Origin of the sequence: Pantoea sp. PNA 14-12 (assembly GCF_004364735.1) — a bacterium.
Taxonomy (GTDB): domain Bacteria; phylum Pseudomonadota; class Gammaproteobacteria; order Enterobacterales; family Enterobacteriaceae; genus Pantoea; species Pantoea stewartii.
In genome coordinates this window covers 579,665-597,466 of record NZ_SOAJ01000003.1, presented here as the reverse complement: position 1 = coordinate 597,466, position 17,802 = coordinate 579,665, and the positions used below count along the sequence as shown (strand labels likewise).

Sequence of the window (17,802 nt, the reverse complement as noted above, 5' to 3'; positions counted from 1 at the left end):
CTGTTTTAGTCAAACTCCAGTTCTACCTGCTCCGATCCAATTAACGACCGCAAATCGTTGAGTAAACGATCGCTGGGCGATATTCGCCACGCTGCACCAAAGCGTAGCTTCGCTCGCGCGTCGGCTCTCTGATAGTAGAGATGCACCGGAATTGTCCCTGAACGATGAGGCTCAAGGGACTGACGGAGTCGGTTTAATAGCTGGTCATCAATTTGCCTGTCTGTCAGCGAGATAGCAAGTCCGCGCGCGTATTTTTCACGCGCTTCATCTATGTCCATGACTTCACGGGCGGTCATTTTAAGGCCACCACTAAAGTCATCAAAGCTGACCTGTCCGCTGACGATCAGGATACGGTCTTTCTCCAGCAGTTGCTGGTATTTATCTAACGCATCGGTAAATAACATGACTTCAAGACGGCCAGAGCGGTCGTCCAGTGTACAAATACCAATTCGGTTGCCGCGTTTGGTCACCATTACACGCGCAGCAATCACCAGGCCTGCCGCGACGGTAATCTTACCACGATCGGTTGGATGCATATCTTTCAAACGCATCCCACCCACGTAACGCTCAATTTCTTTCAGATACTGGTTAATCGGGTGGCCGGTCAGATACAAACCCAGGGTTTCCCGTTCACCGTCCAGTTGCACCTGTTCCGGCCATGGCGTGACGCTGGCGTAAGACTGTTCGACCTGCTCAGGCTCATCGGCCAGCACGCCAAACATGTCGGCCTGACCGATCGCTTCCGCTTTAGCATGCTGATCTGCCGCTTTCAGCGCATCGTTCAGTGCGCTCATCAGGGCGGCACGATGTGGGCCCAGACGATCAAAGGCGCCGGACATGATCAACTTTTCCATCACGCGGCGATTGATCTTTTTGGTATCCGTTCGCGCGCAGAGATCGAACAGTTCGCGGAAGTAACCGCCTTCGTTACGCGCATCGATGATCGCTTCGATCGGCCCTTCCCCCACACCTTTGATGGCGCCGATACCGTAAACGATCTCGCCCTCATCATTAACGTGGAACTGATACAGACCCGAGTTAATGTCCGGCGGCAGGACTTTCAGCCCCATGCGCCAGCATTCATCTACCAGACCCACCACTTTTTCTGTGTTGTCCATATCCGCCGTCATCACAGCCGCCATGAATTCCGCTGGATAGTGCGCTTTCAGCCATAAGGTCTGATAAGACACCAGCGCGTAAGCGGCGGAGTGCGACTTGTTAAAGCCATAACCCGCGAATTTCTCTACCAGATCGAAGATTTTCATCGACAGTTCGCCATCGATGCCCATCTTTTCCGCGCCCTCTTTAAAAACAGAGCGCTGTTTGGCCATCTCTTCAGGCTTCTTCTTACCCATGGCGCGACGCAGCATGTCCGCCCCGCCCAGCGTATAGCCGGACAGGACCTGGGCAATCTGCATGACCTGTTCCTGGTAGAGGATAATGCCGTAGGTCGGCTCCAGTACCGGCTTCAGGCTTTCGTGTTGCCACTGAATATCCGGGTAAGAGATGGCTTCCCGACCGTGCTTACGGTCAATGAAGTTATCAACCATGCCCGACTGTAAGGGCCCCGGACGGAACAGGGCCACAAGCGCGATCATATCTTCAAAACAGTCAGGCTTCAGGCGCTTAATCAGATCTTTCATGCCGCGCGATTCAAGCTGGAAAACCGCGGTGGTTTCCGCGCGCTGCAGCATGTCGAAGCTCTTTTTGTCTTCAAGCGGAATGGTTGCGATATCGATCGGCGGTAAGCCCTGCTTTTCGCGGCGCGGGTTAATCATTTTCAGCGCCCAGTCAATGATGGTGAGCGTTCGCAACCCCAGGAAGTCAAACTTCACCAGGCCCGCATATTCCACATCATTTTTATCGAACTGGGTTACCGGATACTGACCGTTTTCATCACAATACAGCGGTGCAAAATCGGTGATCTTGGTTGGCGCGATCACCACGCCACCCGCATGTTTACCGGCGTTTCGGGTTACCCCTTCCAGCTTCCGCGCCATATCGATAAGCGCTTTAACCTCTTCATCCGCCTCATAAATTTCAGGCAGCTGCGGTTCCGCGGCAAAGGCCTTGTCCAGCGTCATGCCCGGATCGGGCGGCACCAGTTTTGAAATACGATCGACAAAACCATAGGGATGGCCCAGCACGCGGCCCACGTCACGAATGACCGCCTTGGCCGCCATCGTACCGAAGGTAATAATCTGGGATACCGCTTCGCGGCCGTACATATCGGCCACGTGTTCAATCACCTGGTCACGTTTTTCCATACAGAAATCGACGTCGAAATCGGGCATGGAAACGCGTTCAGGGTTAAGAAAACGTTCGAACAGCAGGTCGAACTCAAGGGGATCAAGATCGGTAATTTTGAGCGCATAGGCCACCAGCGAACCGGCCCCCGAACCGCGTCCCGGCCCTACCGGTACGCCGTTATCTTTCGACCACTGGATAAACTCCATTACGATCAGGAAGTAGCCGGGGAATCCCATCTGGTTGATTACGTTCAGTTCAACGTCCAGACGTTCATCGTATTCCGGCCGTTTTTCCGCCCGCACGGCTTCATCCGGGAACAGCATCGCCAGACGCTCTTCCAGCCCCTCACGGGATTTCATTACCAGGAAATCCTCGGTGGTCATGTCGCCCGTGGGGAACTGCGGCAGAAAGTACTCACCCAGTCTGACGGTGACGTTACAACGCTTAGCAATCTCTACGCTGTTTTCAAGCGCTTCAGGGATGTCTGCGAACAACTCGCACATCTCGTCTTCGCTGCGCATATATTGCTGAGGACTGTAATTACGGGGCCGTTTAGGATCGTCCAGCGTATAACCATCATGAATGGCGACGCGAATTTCATGCGCATCAAAGTCCTCTTCATTCAGGAAGCAGACCTCGTTCGTGGCCACAACCGGGATGCCTTCGGCAATCGCCAGCTCAACGGCGGCGTGCAGATAGGTTTCTTCGTCGGGTCGGCCGGTACGTACCAGTTCCAGGTAATAGCGATCGGCAAAATGTTGCTGATAAAATGCCAGGCACTCTGAAACCAGTGCGCTGTTACCGCGCAGCAGACTGCGCCCCACATCTCCACGACGGCCACCTGACAGCAGGATCAGACCTTCCTGTAATTCAGCCAGCCAGTCACGATCGATTATCGGACCGGCCACACCGTAACCGCGTTGATACGCGCGGGAAATGAGTAACGTGAGGTTTTGATAGCCGGTGTTGTTGGCCGCCAGCACCGTAATCTGGGTCAGTTCATCCCCCATCAGTTCACTGGCAACGTTAAAATCCGCCCCGATAATCGGTTTGATCCCCGCCCCATGCGCACCACCGTAAAATTTCACCAGACCACACAGGTTGGTGAAGTCGGTAATCGCCATGGCTGGCATGCCTAACGCAGCCGCTTTCTTAATCAGCGGGCCGGTTTTCGCCAGGCCGTCGATCATGGAATAGTCGCTGTGAACATGCAGATGTATAAAACGGGGTTCGGCCATATCAGTTTCCGGTTAAAACAGGGGCGGATTAGCGCAGCGTGGAGGCGCTGCTCGCCAGCACTTCGGCATCGATGAGCGCATTACGCACCGGCGCAAAGCTGCGGCGGTGATGTGGTGTTGCGCCATACTGCGTTAACTTTTCCATATGTAACGCCGTAGGATAACCTTTATGTTGCGCAAAACCATACTGCGGAAACAACAAATCCAGCTCTGCCATTTCACGATCGCGCGTGACTTTGGCGATGATCGAGGCCGCACTGATTTCAGCAACCAGGCTGTCGCCTTTTACTACGGCCAGTGATGGCACAGGCAAGGCCGGACAGCGATTGCCGTCAATCAGCACATAATCAGGCGTGATCGCCAGGCCGGCCACCGCGCGCTGCATCGCCAGCATCGTGGCATGCAGAATATTCAGGCTGTCGATCTCTTCCGGTTCGGCACGGCCCAGACTCCAGGCCAGCGCATGCTCTTTAATCTGATCAAACAGCGCCAGGCGACGTTTCTCTGAGAGCTTTTTCGAATCGGCCAGGCCCGGAATGGGTTTCGCCGGATCGAGAATTACCGCCGCAGTCACCACCGCACCAACCAGCGGGCCGCGCCCCACTTCATCCACACCGGCAATCAGTCGGGCGTTGGGATAGATAAAATCAGCCATTGGCGAGCTCCAGTACCGCATTTGCGGCTTGTTCGTCCGCATTCCAGCGAATCTGCTGGTGCAGTTCGTGGAAGGTCTGCAATAACGTTTCGCGTTCATGACTGGCATGTAACAGCGGATCCAGCGCCGCAGCCAGCGCTTCAGGTTGGCACTCATCCTGCAGCAGCTCTTTGACAAGCTCTCGCCCGGCCAGCAGGTTAGGCAACGAAACGTAGTCGGTTTTGACCAGGCGTTTTGCCAGCCAGAAGGTAAACGGCTTCATGCGGTAGCCCACGACCATGGGGCATTTCGCCAGCATGCATTCAAGCGCCGCGGTGCCGGACGCCAGCAGCGCAGCATCACTGGCCACCATCGCTTCACGGCCCTGCCCGTCCAGCAGATGCACGGGCAGCTCCGGCGCAACCTGCGCTTTGATTTGCTCAAACTGCTCGCGGCGCTTCGGGTTAACCAGCGGTACCACAATTTCCAGCGCCGGATAGCGCTTACGCAGTATCTGCGCCGTTTTAAGAAAGTCAGCACTCAGCATGTCAACTTCGGCACTGCGACTGCCGGGCAATAACGCCAGACACTGGGCATTGTTGTCAATGCCCAGATGGCGACGGGCGGCGGCTTTGTCGGGCTGTAGCGGCATAGCATCCGCCATGGTGTGGCCGATAAAACGGCACGGGACACCGAAACGATCGTAAAAGGCTTTTTCAAACGGCAGAAATGCCAGCACCAGATCGGTGTTGCGACCGATTTTGAACACCCGTTTTTGCCGCCAGGCCCAGACAGAGGGACTGACGTAATGAATCGTGCGAATGCCTGCGCGCTTAAGATTACCTTCCAGCGTGATATTGAAATCCGGTGCGTCAATACCGACAAACACATCGGGTTTCAGCGAGATAAAGCGCTGTGTCAGATCGCGACGAATAGCCAGCAAGCGGCGCAATCGTCCCAGCACTTCCACAATGCCCATCACCGCCAGTTCTTCCATTTCGTACCAGGCTTCACAGCCTTCGGCCTGCATCAATGGGCCTGCGACGCCAACAAACCGGGCATCAGGATGACGCGCTTTTAAGGCACGAATCAGGCCTGCACCAAGGATGTCGCCAGAGGTTTCTCCGGCGACGACGGCTATCGTAAGGGGACGCGCTGACATGAATTAGCGAATTAATCCACGAGTTGAACGGGCAAAAAAGTCATAGAAAGGCTGCACTTCACTGTGTTGCTGAGCAATCGCTTCGATTTCTGGCTTAACCTCATCCAGCGTTCTGCCGCTGCGGTAAAGCAACTTATAGGCATTACGAATCGCGTGCAGTGACTCTTTGCTGAAGCCGCGACGTTTCAGGCCTTCAATATTGATTCCGAATGGCGTCGCGTGATTCCCCTGTGCAATAACATAGGGCGGCACATCCTGAGCAACGCCTGAACACCCGCCAACCATCACATGCGCGCCAATGGTGCACCACTGGTGCACAGCGGTCATACCGCCAATGATGGCGAAATCATCCACCGTGACATGGCCGCCCAGCGTGGCGTTGTTGGCCATGATGCAGCGGTTGCCGATCACACAGTCATGGGCGATGTGGACGTTAACCATCAGCAGGTTGTCGCTGCCGACAACCGTGACATTCGTGCCCTGCGTCGTGCCGCGATGAATGGTGACGCTTTCACGGATTCGGTTACGATCGCCAATCTCAACCCGGGTAGGTTCGCCCGCGTATTTTAAATCCTGATTCACTTCACCAATGGAGGCGAACTGATAGATCTGATTGTCTTTACCGATACGTGTATGGCCATTCACCACAACGTGTGACTTGAGTACGGTTCCTTCACCAATTTCAACATTCGCCCCGATAAAGCAGAACGGGCCGATATGAACGCCAGGGCCGATGATGGCCCCGTCTTCAATGACAGAACTGGGATGGATGTTGGCGGTTGGATCAATCACGAATTATGCCTCCCGGCTACGGGCACACATCATGGTCGCTTCACAAACGATTTTACCGTCCACGGTCGCTACGCCGTTAAAGCGCGTCAGACCACGGCGGGTTTTCTCGAAAGTCACTTCCATAATCATTTGATCGCCCGGTACGACCGGACGCTTGAAACGGGCATTATCAATGCCTGCAAAATAATAGAGCTCGCCTGGCTCCAGTTTACCCACGCTTTTGAATGCCAGAATACCGGTGGCCTGCGCCATCGCTTCCAGAATCAGAACGCCGGGAAAAATCGGTTTACCAGGGAAATGCCCCTGGAAAAACGGTTCGTTAAAGGAGACGTTCTTTACCGCGCGCAGATATTTGTTTTCTTCAAAATCCAGCACGCGGTCTACCAGCAGAAACGGATAACGGTGCGGCAGCAGCTCTAAAATCTCTTCAATTTGCAGAGTATGAGTTTCAGTAGTCAAAATACTCTTCCTGTCCTAAAAATCTGATGACATCAATAACACGGCCTGCACCGATCATCATGATCGTTGGCAGGCCGCAAATAGTTTCCGTGGCGCCTGGCTTCCCTGCTTACACTGTTATTATGAAAGCCGGTCAGTCATGGGATGGCGTTTAGTCGTCTTTGCCGACTTTGCGCTCGATTGCTTTTAAGCGTTTGCTCATGTCGTCGATATTCATCACCAACGCTGCAGTTTTGCGCCAGGTTTTGTTGGGCTGTAATGGAATTCCTGAGGAGTATACACCAGGTTCTGTTATCGGACGCATAACCATGCCCATACCGGTTACGGTTACTTTGTCACAGATTTCCATATGGCCGTTGATGACGCTGGCACCGCCAATCATACAATAACGACCAATTTTTAAACTACCCGCCATGATCACACCGCCAGCAACCGCAGTATTGTCGCCAATCACTACGTTGTGGGCAATCTGACATTGGTTATCTATGATAACACCATTGCCGATCAGAGTGTTATCCAGCGCGCCACGATCAATGGTCGTACAGGCACCAATTTCTACCCGATCGCCAATAATCACCGAGCCCAACTGCGGTATTTTCACCCAGTTACCCCGATCGTTCGCGTAGCCGAAGCCATCAGAACCGATGACGGTGCCGGACTGAATCAGGCAATGCTGACCAATGACTACTTCATGGTAAACCGAGACGTTAGCCCACAAACGCGTACCGCTGCCGATACGGGTTTTTTTACCCACAAAACAGCCTGCGCCAATGACAACGTTATCACCGAGCTCAACGTCAGATTCAATAACCGCATTGGCCCCGACAGAGACATTGGCACCGAGTCTCGCGCTGGGATCAATCACAGCACTTGGCGCAATATCCTGCGCGGGCTGTGGCGTAGTGTCGAGCAGCTGCGCCATTCTCGCATAGGTGAGATAAGGATTTTTCACCACCAGCGCGGCGGTTTTACACCATTCCAGATCCGCTTCCGTCAGCACCACGGCTGATGCCTGGACCAGCGCGAGCTGCTCGCGGTAGCGGCTGTTGGCAAGAAATGTGATTTGACCAGTTGTGGCGGATTGCATAGAAGCAATGCCGGAGATGGCGATATCGCCATCTCCGTGCAATTCTGCATCCAACTGCTGGGCTAAATCAGCCAGTCGAATTGATGACATCGATTATTTAACCTGCTTCGCAACTTCATCAGTGATGTCTTTCACATCAGAACCAGAATAAAGCACAGCCTGAGAATTCAGGACCAGGTCATATCCGCCGCTTTTGGCAACTGACTGAACAGCAGTCTGGATTTTTTCCAGCAGCTTGTTACGTTCCTGAACCTGACGGGTCTGGTTGTCTTTCTCAAACGCGTCTGCTTTCGCCTGGAAGGCATTACGCTCAGATTCGATCTGCTTCTCTTTCTTGTTGCGCTCGCTCGCCTTCATGGTTGGCGCATTGCGCTGCAGATCCTGCATTTCCTGCTGAATTTTGTCGTGCTGAGAACGGAGTTCAGTGGCGCGGCCCTGGAACTCACTCTCAAGCTGTTTGGAGATAGCAGCGCGCTGAGGTGATTTCTGGAAAACCTGGCTCAGATCAACAGTTGCGACTTTATCGGCCGCCTGTGCGCCAGCAGAAGCAGCCAATGCAACACCCAGAGTAACTGCACATAACAACTTTTTCACTATAAACTCCTTACCCTCAACATGTATGTTTGCAGTGCGGAGCATAACAATGCTCCACAGCTGCAAGCTATTTTTTCACATCCCTGTACAGAACGTTACCAGGTTTTACCAATGTTAAACTGGAACTGCTCTGACTTATCTCCGTCCACTTTCTTAACCGGCTGGGCGTAGGAGAACACTAACGGCCCCAGCGGTGACATCCACTGTAAAGACACACCGGTCGAGACGCGAATGTTGTTTGGATCGCTGTAGTCAGGAATACCGGCAGCGCGCGTTTCAGCGGTGTTCTGCCATTTGGTATCCCAGACGGTACCGGCGTCGACAAACAGCGATGTACGCACCGAGTTCGAATATTTCTCACTCAGGAACGGCGTGGGCGTAATCAGCTCAAGGCTGGCAATCGCCATCGCGTTACCGCCCACCGCATCACTCGATTTACAGATACCGTTAGGATCGCTCAGGTTACAGTACGACGAGCCATCATTCAGGTAGGCCGCTTTCGGACCGATGGTGTTGGACTGGAAGCCACGCACGGTACTGGAACCACCGGCGTAGAAGTTCTCATAGAACGGCATCTCTTTACCGCCCAGCCCGTCACCATAGCCGACACGGCCACGGCCCAGCACAACCCAGGTGTGATCTTTATTGATCGGCACATACTGTTGGCTGTCCAGGGTGACTTTGTAGAACTCATTATCGGAACCCGGGATCGTCACCTTACCGTTCAGGTTGGTACGGTTACCCGAAGTCGCGAAGAAACCGCGGTCCAGCGTGTTATACGTCCAGCCATAGTTAAAGGTGAAGTCGTCAGCCGAGAAATCGCCATTGCGGTTTAACTGCTGTGGCTTACCAACCGAGTCCAGATAGCGCCACATCGCAACCTGAGGACGCATATCCGACAGGTCGTTGTGCACATAACCCAGACCGACGCGCAGCGAGTTGTTCTCATTGATTGGGAAGCCCAATGTCCCGTCTGTACCGTAACTTCTGTTGGTATAGCCGGAGAGATCGGCGTCGCTGGCCTTAAAGTTGTTGTAGAACACCCGGCCGCCCAGACTCACACCATCAACGGTAAAGTAAGGATCGGTCAGGGAGAACTCTGCATAGGTCTGGTAGTCGTTTTTGGTTCCGCTGATACCGACGGTATTCCCGGTACCCAGCCAGTTATCCTGGGTCACGCCGACCTGGAAGCTGACGCCACTTTCCGTACCGTAGCCGACGCCGAAGTTAAAGGTACCGGTGTTACGCTCTTTAACTTTGTAAACCACGTCAACCTGATCCGGTGAGCCCGGTACACGCTGCGTATCCACGTCAACGGTTTCGAAGTAACCTGTACGGTTCAGGCGCTCTTTACCCTGATCGACCAGATCGCTGCCCAGCCAGGCCCCTTCCATCTGGCGCATTTCGCGACGCAGTACGGCATCTTTCGAGGTGTCGTTACCTTCAAAGCGCACTTTACGCACGTAGTAGCGGTTGCCCGCATCCACGTTGATATGCAACTTAACGGTTTTATCGGCATCGTTAATTTCAGGCTGCGTCACGACGCGCGGATAGGCATAACCGTAGCGGCCTAACAGCTTCTTGATATCATCTTCCATCGACGTGACTTTTGCGCCGTTATACAGCTCGCCCGCCGGGATTTTGGTCAGATGTTCGATTTCCGCCGAATGGCCGGCCATGCTGCCGTTAACAATAACGCCAGCAATCTTGTACTGATCGCCTTCGGTGATGTTAACGGTGATGTAGATGCCTTTTTTATCCGGCGTCAGGCTCACCTGCGTCGAATCAATATTGAAACGGGCATAACCGCGATCCAGATAGAAGCTGCGCAGGGTTTCAAGGTCACCCGCCAGTTTCTGTTTCTGGTATTTACGGTCAGCCACCACGTTCCACCACGGCACTTCGTCACGCAGCTGGAAACGGGAAATGAGTTCGTCTGAACTGAAGGCTTTATTACCTACAATGTTGATCTGCTGAATTTTGGCAGAAACACCTTCGGTAAAGACCAGTTTCAGATCGACGCGGTTACGCGGCAGCGGTGTGACAACGGCTTTTACGCTGGCGGTATATTTACCCACGCTGTAGTAGAAGTCTTCCAGTCCCTTCTCGATTGAAGAGATTGTGGTGCGGTCCAGCGCTTCGCCGACGCGCACACCTGAGGCTTCAAGGTTCTGTTTGAGCTGATCGTCCTTAACCGCTTTGTTACCGCTGAAGGTAATGCTGGCGATGGTAGGACGTTCTTTAACCTGAACAATCAGCGTATTACCATCTCGCAGGACCTGAACATCCTCAAAGTTGCCAGTCGCGAACAGGGAGCGAATGGTATTTCTGACGTCATCGTCATTCACCGTATCGCCAACCCGAACTGGCATGCTCAGCAGAGCCGCGCCGACGGCGACTCGCTGCAGCCCTTCGAAATGAATGTCCTTCACCACGAAATCGTCTGCACCGTAAACGGTGGCGCTGCTAAACAGCAGCGACGCTATGAGCAACTTTTTCATCGCCATCGTTATTATGCGTTTTCCTAACACATCCCACGCAAGCTCGCGTTCCAGCGGTTACAGGCGTGAGAAATCATTGAAAAGTGCAAGCCCCATTAACATCACCAGCAGTATTGAGCCGATGCGATAACTAAAGTCTTGAACTCGATCGGACACCGGTCCCCCTTTGATCTTTTCGATCGCCAGGAAGAGCAAGTGCCCACCATCTAAAACCGGCAGCGGGAACAGATTGATGATTCCTAAGTTGACGCTAATCAACGCCAGGAACATCAGGTAGTAAATCATTCCGTACTCGGCTGACAATCCTGCACCTTGCGCAATCGAGATTGGGCCGCTCAGGTTGTTCAACTTCACATCACCGGTTATTAACTTGCCCAACATGGAGACGGTCAGCTTCATCAGTTGCCAGGTTTTTACACTGGCCTCACCAATGGCCGGGAACGCGCCATATTGTCTTACCGTTTTGTACTCGTCTGGCAGAGGAACAACTCGCGGAATGACGCCCGCAAACCCTTCCGCTTTATTTCCAGGTTTCGCTTCCGGCGTCAGGGTCAACTTCACCGCTTCACCGTTGCGATCGACCTCAAGGGCCATACTTTTTCCGGGGTTATCCCGAACCTGAGTCGCAAAAAGCTGCCATTGCGTTAATAACTGACCATCGACTTTAACGATCCTGTCGCCCGCTTGCAAACCGGCTTCACTGGCGGGTGAATTCTTTTGCACTTCAGCCAGTGTCGTTTCGATCTGTGGACCGCGAGGACGTATCCCCAGCGCCACCACCGGATCCTGCTTATCAGGCTCAAACTGCCAGTTCCGCAAATCAACGTGCTTTTGCTGCGTCCCTTGTTCGCCAAAGCGACCCACTGTCAGCGTCGTGCTGCTGTCACCGATTTTACCGACCAGCGCCATGCGCACAGCTTCCCAGTCAGGCGTTTCGATACCGTCGACGGCCTTAAGTTCCGTTCCGGGTGTAATTTGCGCTTCCGCCGCTACCGAACCGTTCAGAATTTCACCAACCACAGGTTTCACACCCGGCACGCCATGAATGAAGACGACCCAGTAGGCAAAGATGGCGAACAGGAAATTGGCGACAGGACCAGCAGCGATAATGGAGGCGCGCTGCCAGATGGCTTTATTGTTAAACGCCTGGTGCCGGAGTTCCGCAGGGACGCTTTCGACCCGCTCATCCAACATTTTGACGTAACCGCCAAGTGGAATGAGGGCAAGAACAAATTCGGTCCCATGGCGGTCACGGCGTTGCCATAACGCTTTACCAAAACCGATTGAAAAACGTTCGACTCTGACCCCGCAGCGCCGCGCCACCCAAAAATGGCCAAATTCATGCACCGTAATTAATATGCCCAGTGCAATGATGAATGCGGCAAAACTCCAGATTACGCTTAACATCGTCGTTTGCCCTTAGAGTGTCTGAAACACCAACAGTAACAGGCAGGCAAAGACCGGTACGGCTGCTGTCAGGCTGTCAATGCGGTCGAGGATGCCGCCATGTCCCGGGATCAGGTTACCGCTGTCTTTGATACCGGCTTCACGTTTAAACATGCTTTCCGTGAGATCGCCCAGGACTGATGCGAGCGTCGAAATCACCGCACACATGACCAGCGTGCCCGTCGGGATGGTCAGCGGCGCAAAGCTGGCAAACAGCACAGCAATAAGCGCGGAAGAGACCAGTCCGCCCAAAAATCCTTCCCAGGTTTTACCGGGTGATACTTTGGGGGCCAGCTTATGCCTGCCAAACAGCTTACCGAACATATAAGCACCTGAATCGGCCCCCCAGACCAGAAACATGACAAACAACAGCCACCATGCACCGGCAAAATGATCAGATTCGTAGTGATACTGGCGGAGCGCCATCATGCCCCAGAAGAAAGGAATAATGGTTAAGACACCGAACAGCAAGCGGAGAAGCCGGGAATGACGCCAGAGTGTCGCAGAGGCTGGATAAAACAGAACCAACAGCAGCGCGCCCGTCCACCAGGCCAGCGAAGCCCACAGCCAGCCTGTAACCTGCGGCAGATAGGCGTTATGTTCGTAAGGGGGAAGGGTAAGGAGCATAAGCGTCAGCACAAGGCCACAGATCACGGCCAGCCAGATACGTTGCTGACGCGATGCCATACCGGACAGCTGCCCCCATTCCCAGGCGGCAAGCATACAGATGATAATCGTAACAATTGCAAAGCCAACAGGCGGTAACCAGAACAATGCAGCGATCACCAGCGGAATAAGGATCAGCGCGGTGATCAGACGAGACTTCAGCAAAGGTTACCCCCAGATTGCTCAGGCGCCGCCTGGTGCAGCGCCGCCAAAGCGTCGCTCCCGCAGAGAGAATGCATTCAGTGCACCTTCAAAAACGTGTTCATCAAAATCCGGCCAGAGCACATCAGTAAAATAGAATTCCGCATAGGCAATCTGCCACAACAGGAAGTTGCTAATCCGATGCTCTCCCCCGGTCCTTATCACTAAATCCACTGGCGCCAGCTGGTTCATACACAGCTGCGACGTCAGACTCTCTTCGGTTATCTGATCAGGGCGTAACAAGCCTTCCTGTACCTGTTCAGCCAACTTTTTAACACCTTCGATGATATCCCAACGTCCGCCGTAGTTAGCGGCGATGTTTAACGTCAGGCGATCGTTATTTTCCGTCAGCGCCTCGGCCCGACGGACACGTTCCTGAATACGCGGGCTGAATCGACTGATATCGCCAATAATGCGTAAGCGGACATTGTGTTTATGCAGGCTCTTCACTTCGCTATCCAGCGCCCAGACAAACAGTTCCATTAAGGCTGTCACTTCCTGCGCAGGACGGCTCCAGTTTTCGCTGCTAAAGGCGTAAAGCGTTAACGCTTCCAGATTATTATTGACAGCAAAGCTAACGGCGCGGCGTACTGATTTCACGCCCGCTTTATGGCCGGAAATACGCAGTTTTCCCTGGTTTTTAGCCCAGCGGCCATTGCCATCCATGATGATAGCGACGTGGCGCGGACCGGTACCCTGTTGGTCATCGGTGTTGTTGTGATTTTCAGACGACATAACGCGTAATCAATTCCTTTCATCAGAAATGCTGTGGTTTCTGAATACATTGCGCCCGGTACAAATCCCGACATTGCCTGCCGGGCCACACCGAATTCGGTGACAGACCGTTAAACGCGAGCCAGCGACTATAACATTTTCACCCGAAGCGAACAAATAGCCTCAGCGTAATCGTTATTACGACGTGAAATGGGACAACATTTCTGTTGCCGCCGCGCGTGCGCTTCGGTCAATGTCAATGACCGCATCCACGGAGTCCGGCTCCTGACAGTGATGCGCCGACAGCACTGCGCTGTTCAACGCGGCAATATCCGTAAAACGGATCTGCTTATCCAGGAAAGCCGCCACGGCAATCTCATTGGCCGCATTGAGCGTGGTGGTCGCTGCCTGTCCGGCTTCGCAGGCATCAATCGCGAGTTTGAGACAGGGGTAACGACCAAAATCAGGTGCCGAGAAGGTCAGTGCCGACATGCGGGTAAAGTCCAGCGGTGTGACCCCAGCCTCAATACGTGCGGGCCAGGCCATACTGTGGGCGATTGGTGTCCGCATGTCAGGCGAACCTAACTGGGCCAGCACGCTGCCATCGCAATACCGCACCATGGAGTGGATCACCGATTGTGGGTGCAAAATCACTTCCATCTGCGCTGCGCTGGCATTAAACAGCCAGCGCGCTTCAATGTATTCAAGACCTTTATTCATCATGGTGGCCGAATCAACAGAGATTTTACGTCCCATTGTCCAGTTCGGATGTGCACAAGCCTGATCTGGCGACATATTGCTCAGATCCGCTAAATTTGTGTCACGAAAAGGGCCACCCGATCCCGTAAGAATAATCGACTCAATGCCGTTATTCTGCAGGTCAGCGTAACCTAACTGATGCTGGATGGAAGCGGGCAAACTCTGAAAAATGGCATTGTGCTCGCTATCGACCGGCAACAACTGCGCGTTATGTTGACGTACCGCCTCCATAAATAAACGGCCGCAGGTGACCAGCGATTCTTTGTTCGCCAGCAAGACCGTTTTGCCGGCGCGAATGGCGGCCAGCGTGGGTAATAACCCCGATGCACCCACAATTGCGGCCATCACCTGGTCAACCTCATCCAGCGCGGCCAGTTCACAGGCTGCCTGAACGCCGGAGAGCACTTCAGTCCTGATCTTCAATGCTCTCAGTCGCTCACGTAGCGCGGCGGCAGCGTCTTCATCTGCCATGGCGGCGTAGCGCGGTTGAAACTGTGCACACTGTTCTGCCATCAGGGCTACATTTTTGCCCGCCACCAGCGCCGTGACCTGGTAAAGCGCCGGATTGGCTTTAACAACGGCCAGCGTGCTGGTGCCGATTGATCCGGTCGAACCCAGCAGAGTTAATCGCTTCATAATGCTGTCCCTGTATCGGTAAAAGCGTGGGGCACAACGTAAAACGCCGCCAGAGATGGCATTCAGTCAGAAGGCCTCCCTGTACGGCGTTTTCGTCGGCGAAGATGGAATTAGAAATCCATCAGCTCCGTTTCTTTTTCGGCCAATGCTGCATCGACTTTCTTGATGTGCGCATCGGTCATTTTCTGGATTTCATCCTGCGCGCGACGTTCGTCGTCTTCGCTGATCTCTTTATCTTTCAGCAGCGCTTTGATCTTATCGTTGGCATCGCGACGGACGTTACGTACCGACACACGGCCCTGCTCGGCTTCGCCGCGCACGATTTTAATCAGGTCTTTACGACGTTCTTCGGTCAGTGCAGGCAGCGGAACACGAATGTCCGAACCGGCAGAGCTGGGATTCAGCCCAAGATCAGACGCCATAATCGCTTTTTCAACGGCCGGGCCGAGAGAGCGATCAAACACGTTGATTTTCAGCGTGCGGGAATCTTCAACAGTAACGGAAGCCAGCTGACGCAGTGGCGTCGGCGTGCCGTAATATTCAACGATGATGCCGTCGAGCAGTGAAGGTGAAGCACGACCTGTGCGCACCTTGCTGATAGTGGTTTTGAATGCTTCCACGCATTTATCCATGCGCGTATCAGCATCTTTTTTAATGTCGTTAATCACGTTAAAACCCTTGGATTCGGTTTGACCTGGCCAGTTCCGGCATTACCGGAAGCGGGATCGATAAGCATCGATAATCCTGAATGGCGTGCGGCAATACCGCGCCGCACTGACAGAATATACCCTATTTTATCTCGCCTCGGGTATTAATGCGTAATCAGGGTGCCTTCTTTTTCACCCATCACTACGCGACGCAATGCGCCAGGCTTGTTCATGTTGAAAACGCGGATAGGCAGTTTGTGATCGCGCGCCAGCGTAAACGCGGCGAGATCCATCACTTTTAGCTCTTGATCCAGCACTTCCGCATAGGTCAGTTTTTCGTACAGTGTTGCATCGGGGTGCTTCACGGGGTCCGCAGAATAAACGCCGTCAACTTTGGTGGCTTTCAACACCACATCGGCTTCGATTTCGATACCGCGCAGACAGGCGGCAGAATCCGTCGTAAAGAAGGGGTTACCGGTACCTGCGGAGAAGATGACAACGCGGTTATTGCGTAACAGGCTGATGGCTTCTGCCCAGCTGTAGTTGTCGCACACGCCGTTCAGGGGAATGGCCGACATCAGACGGGCGTTAACATAGGCACGATGCAGCGCATCACGCATTGCCAGGCCATTCATTACGGTGGCCAGCATCCCCATGTGGTCGCCGACAACGCGGTTCATGCCCGCCTGTGCCAGACCCGCTCCACGGAACAGGTTGCCCCCGCCAATCACAACGCCCACCTGGATACCCAGTTCGACCAGCTCTTTAACTTCCTGAGCCATGCGGTCAAGCACACTCGCGTCGATACCAAAACCTTCTGCACCTTGCAGTGCTTCACCGCTGAGTTTTAGCAGGATACGTTGATAAACAGGTTTTGCGTTGGTCGCCATGGTCAGTTCTTCCTGGAAGATATGATGAGTGAGAAGTAATTCCGATCAATCATCCGCTTACAGCAAAAGAATTGCTATTGGGATGAAACTGAAAACGTATCTTTTGCCTGTGGCAGACAAAAAAGAACCGCCATCTGGCGGTTCTTTCAGATCATTAAGACTGTTTGGACATCGCTGCAACTTCAGCAGCAAAATCAGTCTCAACTTTCTCGATGCCTTCGCCCACTTCGAAGCGGATGAAGTTGATCACGTCAGCGCCCTGCTCTTTCAGCGCCTGGCCAACGGTTTTGGCTGGATCGATAACGAATGCCTGACCGGTCAGAGAAACTTCACCGGTGAATTTCTTCATGCGGCCTTCAACCATTTTCTCTGCGATTTCTTTTGGCTTGCCAGACTGCATCGCGATATCCAGCTGAACCTGGTACTCTTTCTCAACCACTTCGGCAGAAACGTCTTCTGGCTTAACAAACTCAGGCTTGCTTGCCGCAACGTGCATCGCGATCTGTTTGATCAGATCTTCGTTAGCGCCTTTCGCTGAAACCAGAACGCCGATACGTGCGCCGTGCAGGTAGCTGCCCAGCTCTTCGCCTTCCAGCACTGCAACGCGACGAATGTTGATGTTTTCACCGATTTTGGCAACCAGTGCAACGCGCTCTTCTTCAAACTGTGCTTTCAGCGCTTCAACGTCGGTGATGCGGTTAGCCGCAGCCGCGTCCAGCACTTTGTCAGCAAATGCCTGGAAGCCGCCATCTTTTGCAACGAAGTCAGTCTGGCAGTTTACTTCCAGAATCACACCGTAGTTACCAACGATTTTGGTTTTGATCACGCCGTCAGCAGCAACGTTACCTGCTTTTTTCGCTGCTTTGATTGCGCCAGACTTGCGCATGTTTTCAATCGCCAGCTCGATGTCGCCGCTCGCTTCAGTCAGCGCTTTTTTGCAGTCCATCATGCCTGCGCCAGTACGCTCACGCAGTTCTTTTACCAGTGCAGCGGTAATTTCAGCCATTCCAGAATCCTCGGTTCGTACCTGAGCACGGGTGCATCAACAGGTACTTATTTGCGGAAAATTTACTCTGTCCCGCCGGCCTGAACAGGGGCGTTACAGACTTGGATAAAATAAAGGGGC

Annotated in this window: 15 protein-coding genes; all 15 read right to left on the bottom strand. The window is 53.6% G+C overall.

All coding sequences use genetic code 11. From position 1 onward, the window contains the following. Nucleotides 1-5: 5 nt before the first annotated feature. On the bottom strand, nt 6-3,488 hold the full coding sequence (gene dnaE, locus C7434_RS13780) for a DNA polymerase III subunit alpha (RefSeq protein ID WP_033740316.1): 3,483 nt from the start codon (nt 3,486-3,488) through the stop codon (nt 6-8). Between the two features lie 28 nt (nt 3,489-3,516). After that, nucleotides 3,517-4,143, bottom strand: coding sequence for a ribonuclease HII (gene rnhB, locus C7434_RS13775; RefSeq protein WP_033740315.1), 627 nt, complete (start codon nt 4,141-4,143; stop codon nt 3,517-3,519). Beyond that, the gene (lpxB, locus tag C7434_RS13770; protein ID WP_054634466.1) at nt 4,136-5,284 is read right to left on the bottom strand and encodes a lipid-A-disaccharide synthase; all 1,149 of its coding nucleotides are present in this window, start codon (nt 5,282-5,284) and stop codon (nt 4,136-4,138) included. The genes rnhB and lpxB overlap by 8 nt, the downstream gene beginning before the upstream one ends. Nucleotides 5,285-5,287: 3 nt before the next feature. After that, on the bottom strand, nt 5,288-6,076 hold the full coding sequence (gene lpxA, locus C7434_RS13765) for an acyl-ACP--UDP-N-acetylglucosamine O-acyltransferase (protein WP_006117770.1): 789 nt from the start codon (nt 6,074-6,076) through the stop codon (nt 5,288-5,290). A 3-nt stretch (nt 6,077-6,079) separates the two neighbouring features. Next, the gene (gene fabZ / locus C7434_RS13760) at nt 6,080-6,535 is read right to left on the bottom strand and encodes a 3-hydroxyacyl-ACP dehydratase FabZ (protein WP_006117769.1); all 456 of its coding nucleotides are present in this window, start codon (nt 6,533-6,535) and stop codon (nt 6,080-6,082) included. Nucleotides 6,536-6,686: 151 nt separating this feature from the next. Then, nucleotides 6,687-7,712: a UDP-3-O-(3-hydroxymyristoyl)glucosamine N-acyltransferase gene (gene lpxD / locus C7434_RS13755; protein ID WP_033740314.1), complete on the bottom strand. Its 1,026-nt coding sequence runs from the start codon at nt 7,710-7,712 to the stop codon at nt 6,687-6,689. Between the two features lie 3 nt (nt 7,713-7,715). Beyond that, nucleotides 7,716-8,216 carry an OmpH family outer membrane protein gene (locus tag C7434_RS13750; protein ID WP_006117767.1) on the bottom strand — a complete coding sequence of 167 codons (501 nt, stop codon included), beginning with the start codon at nt 8,214-8,216 and terminating at the stop codon, nt 7,716-7,718. Between the two features lie 95 nt (nt 8,217-8,311). Beyond that, nucleotides 8,312-10,723 (bottom strand): outer membrane protein assembly factor BamA, encoded by a 2,412-nt coding sequence (gene bamA / locus C7434_RS13745; RefSeq protein ID WP_033740313.1) that lies wholly within the window; start codon nt 10,721-10,723, stop codon nt 8,312-8,314. Between the two features lie 51 nt (nt 10,724-10,774). Further along, nucleotides 10,775-12,124: a sigma E protease regulator RseP gene (gene rseP, locus C7434_RS13740; protein ID WP_033740312.1), complete on the bottom strand. Its 1,350-nt coding sequence runs from the start codon at nt 12,122-12,124 to the stop codon at nt 10,775-10,777. Nucleotides 12,125-12,136: 12 nt separating this feature from the next. Further along, nucleotides 12,137-12,994 (bottom strand): phosphatidate cytidylyltransferase, encoded by an 858-nt coding sequence (gene cdsA / locus C7434_RS13735; RefSeq protein WP_006117764.1) that lies wholly within the window; start codon nt 12,992-12,994, stop codon nt 12,137-12,139. Nucleotides 12,995-13,012: 18 nt separating this feature from the next. Continuing rightward, nucleotides 13,013-13,765 (bottom strand): (2E,6E)-farnesyl-diphosphate-specific ditrans,polycis-undecaprenyl-diphosphate synthase, encoded by a 753-nt coding sequence (ispU, locus tag C7434_RS13730; RefSeq protein ID WP_006117763.1) that lies wholly within the window; start codon nt 13,763-13,765, stop codon nt 13,013-13,015. A 177-nt stretch (nt 13,766-13,942) separates the two neighbouring features. Continuing rightward, nucleotides 13,943-15,139 carry a 1-deoxy-D-xylulose-5-phosphate reductoisomerase gene (gene ispC / locus C7434_RS13725; protein WP_006117762.1) on the bottom strand — a complete coding sequence of 399 codons (1,197 nt, stop codon included), beginning with the start codon at nt 15,137-15,139 and terminating at the stop codon, nt 13,943-13,945. 110 nt (nt 15,140-15,249) lie between these two features. Next, a complete protein-coding gene (gene frr / locus C7434_RS13720; RefSeq protein ID WP_006117761.1) occupies nt 15,250-15,807 on the bottom strand; it encodes a ribosome recycling factor in 558 nt (185 codons plus the stop codon). Nucleotides 15,808-15,950: 143 nt separating this feature from the next. Then, the gene (gene pyrH, locus C7434_RS13715; protein ID WP_006117760.1) at nt 15,951-16,676 is read right to left on the bottom strand and encodes a UMP kinase; all 726 of its coding nucleotides are present in this window, start codon (nt 16,674-16,676) and stop codon (nt 15,951-15,953) included. Nucleotides 16,677-16,830: 154 nt separating this feature from the next. Beyond that, nucleotides 16,831-17,682 carry a translation elongation factor Ts gene (gene tsf / locus C7434_RS13710; RefSeq protein WP_006117759.1) on the bottom strand — a complete coding sequence of 284 codons (852 nt, stop codon included), beginning with the start codon at nt 17,680-17,682 and terminating at the stop codon, nt 16,831-16,833. Nucleotides 17,683-17,802: the final 120 nt, after the last annotated feature.

Coding starts and splice junctions, on each gene's coding strand:
- dnaE (WP_033740316.1), bottom strand. CDS start 3,488: ATGGCCGAACCCCGTTTTATACATCTGCATGTTCACAGCGACTATTCC.
- rnhB (WP_033740315.1), bottom strand. CDS start 4,143: ATGGCTGATTTTATCTATCCCAACGCCCGACTGATTGCCGGTGTGGAT.
- lpxB (WP_054634466.1), bottom strand. CDS start 5,284: ATGTCAGCGCGTCCCCTTACGATAGCCGTCGTCGCCGGAGAAACCTCT.
- lpxD (WP_033740314.1), bottom strand. CDS start 7,712: ATGTCATCAATTCGACTGGCTGATTTAGCCCAGCAGTTGGATGCAGAA.
- bamA (WP_033740313.1), bottom strand. CDS start 10,723: ATGGCGATGAAAAAGTTGCTCATAGCGTCGCTGCTGTTTAGCAGCGCC.
- rseP (WP_033740312.1), bottom strand. CDS start 12,124: ATGTTAAGCGTAATCTGGAGTTTTGCCGCATTCATCATTGCACTGGGC.
- ispU (WP_006117763.1), bottom strand. CDS start 13,765: ATGTCGTCTGAAAATCACAACAACACCGATGACCAACAGGGTACCGGT.
- ispC (WP_006117762.1), bottom strand. CDS start 15,139: ATGAAGCGATTAACTCTGCTGGGTTCGACCGGATCAATCGGCACCAGC.
- pyrH (WP_006117760.1), bottom strand. CDS start 16,676: ATGGCGACCAACGCAAAACCTGTTTATCAACGTATCCTGCTAAAACTC.
- tsf (WP_006117759.1), bottom strand. CDS start 17,682: ATGGCTGAAATTACCGCTGCACTGGTAAAAGAACTGCGTGAGCGTACT.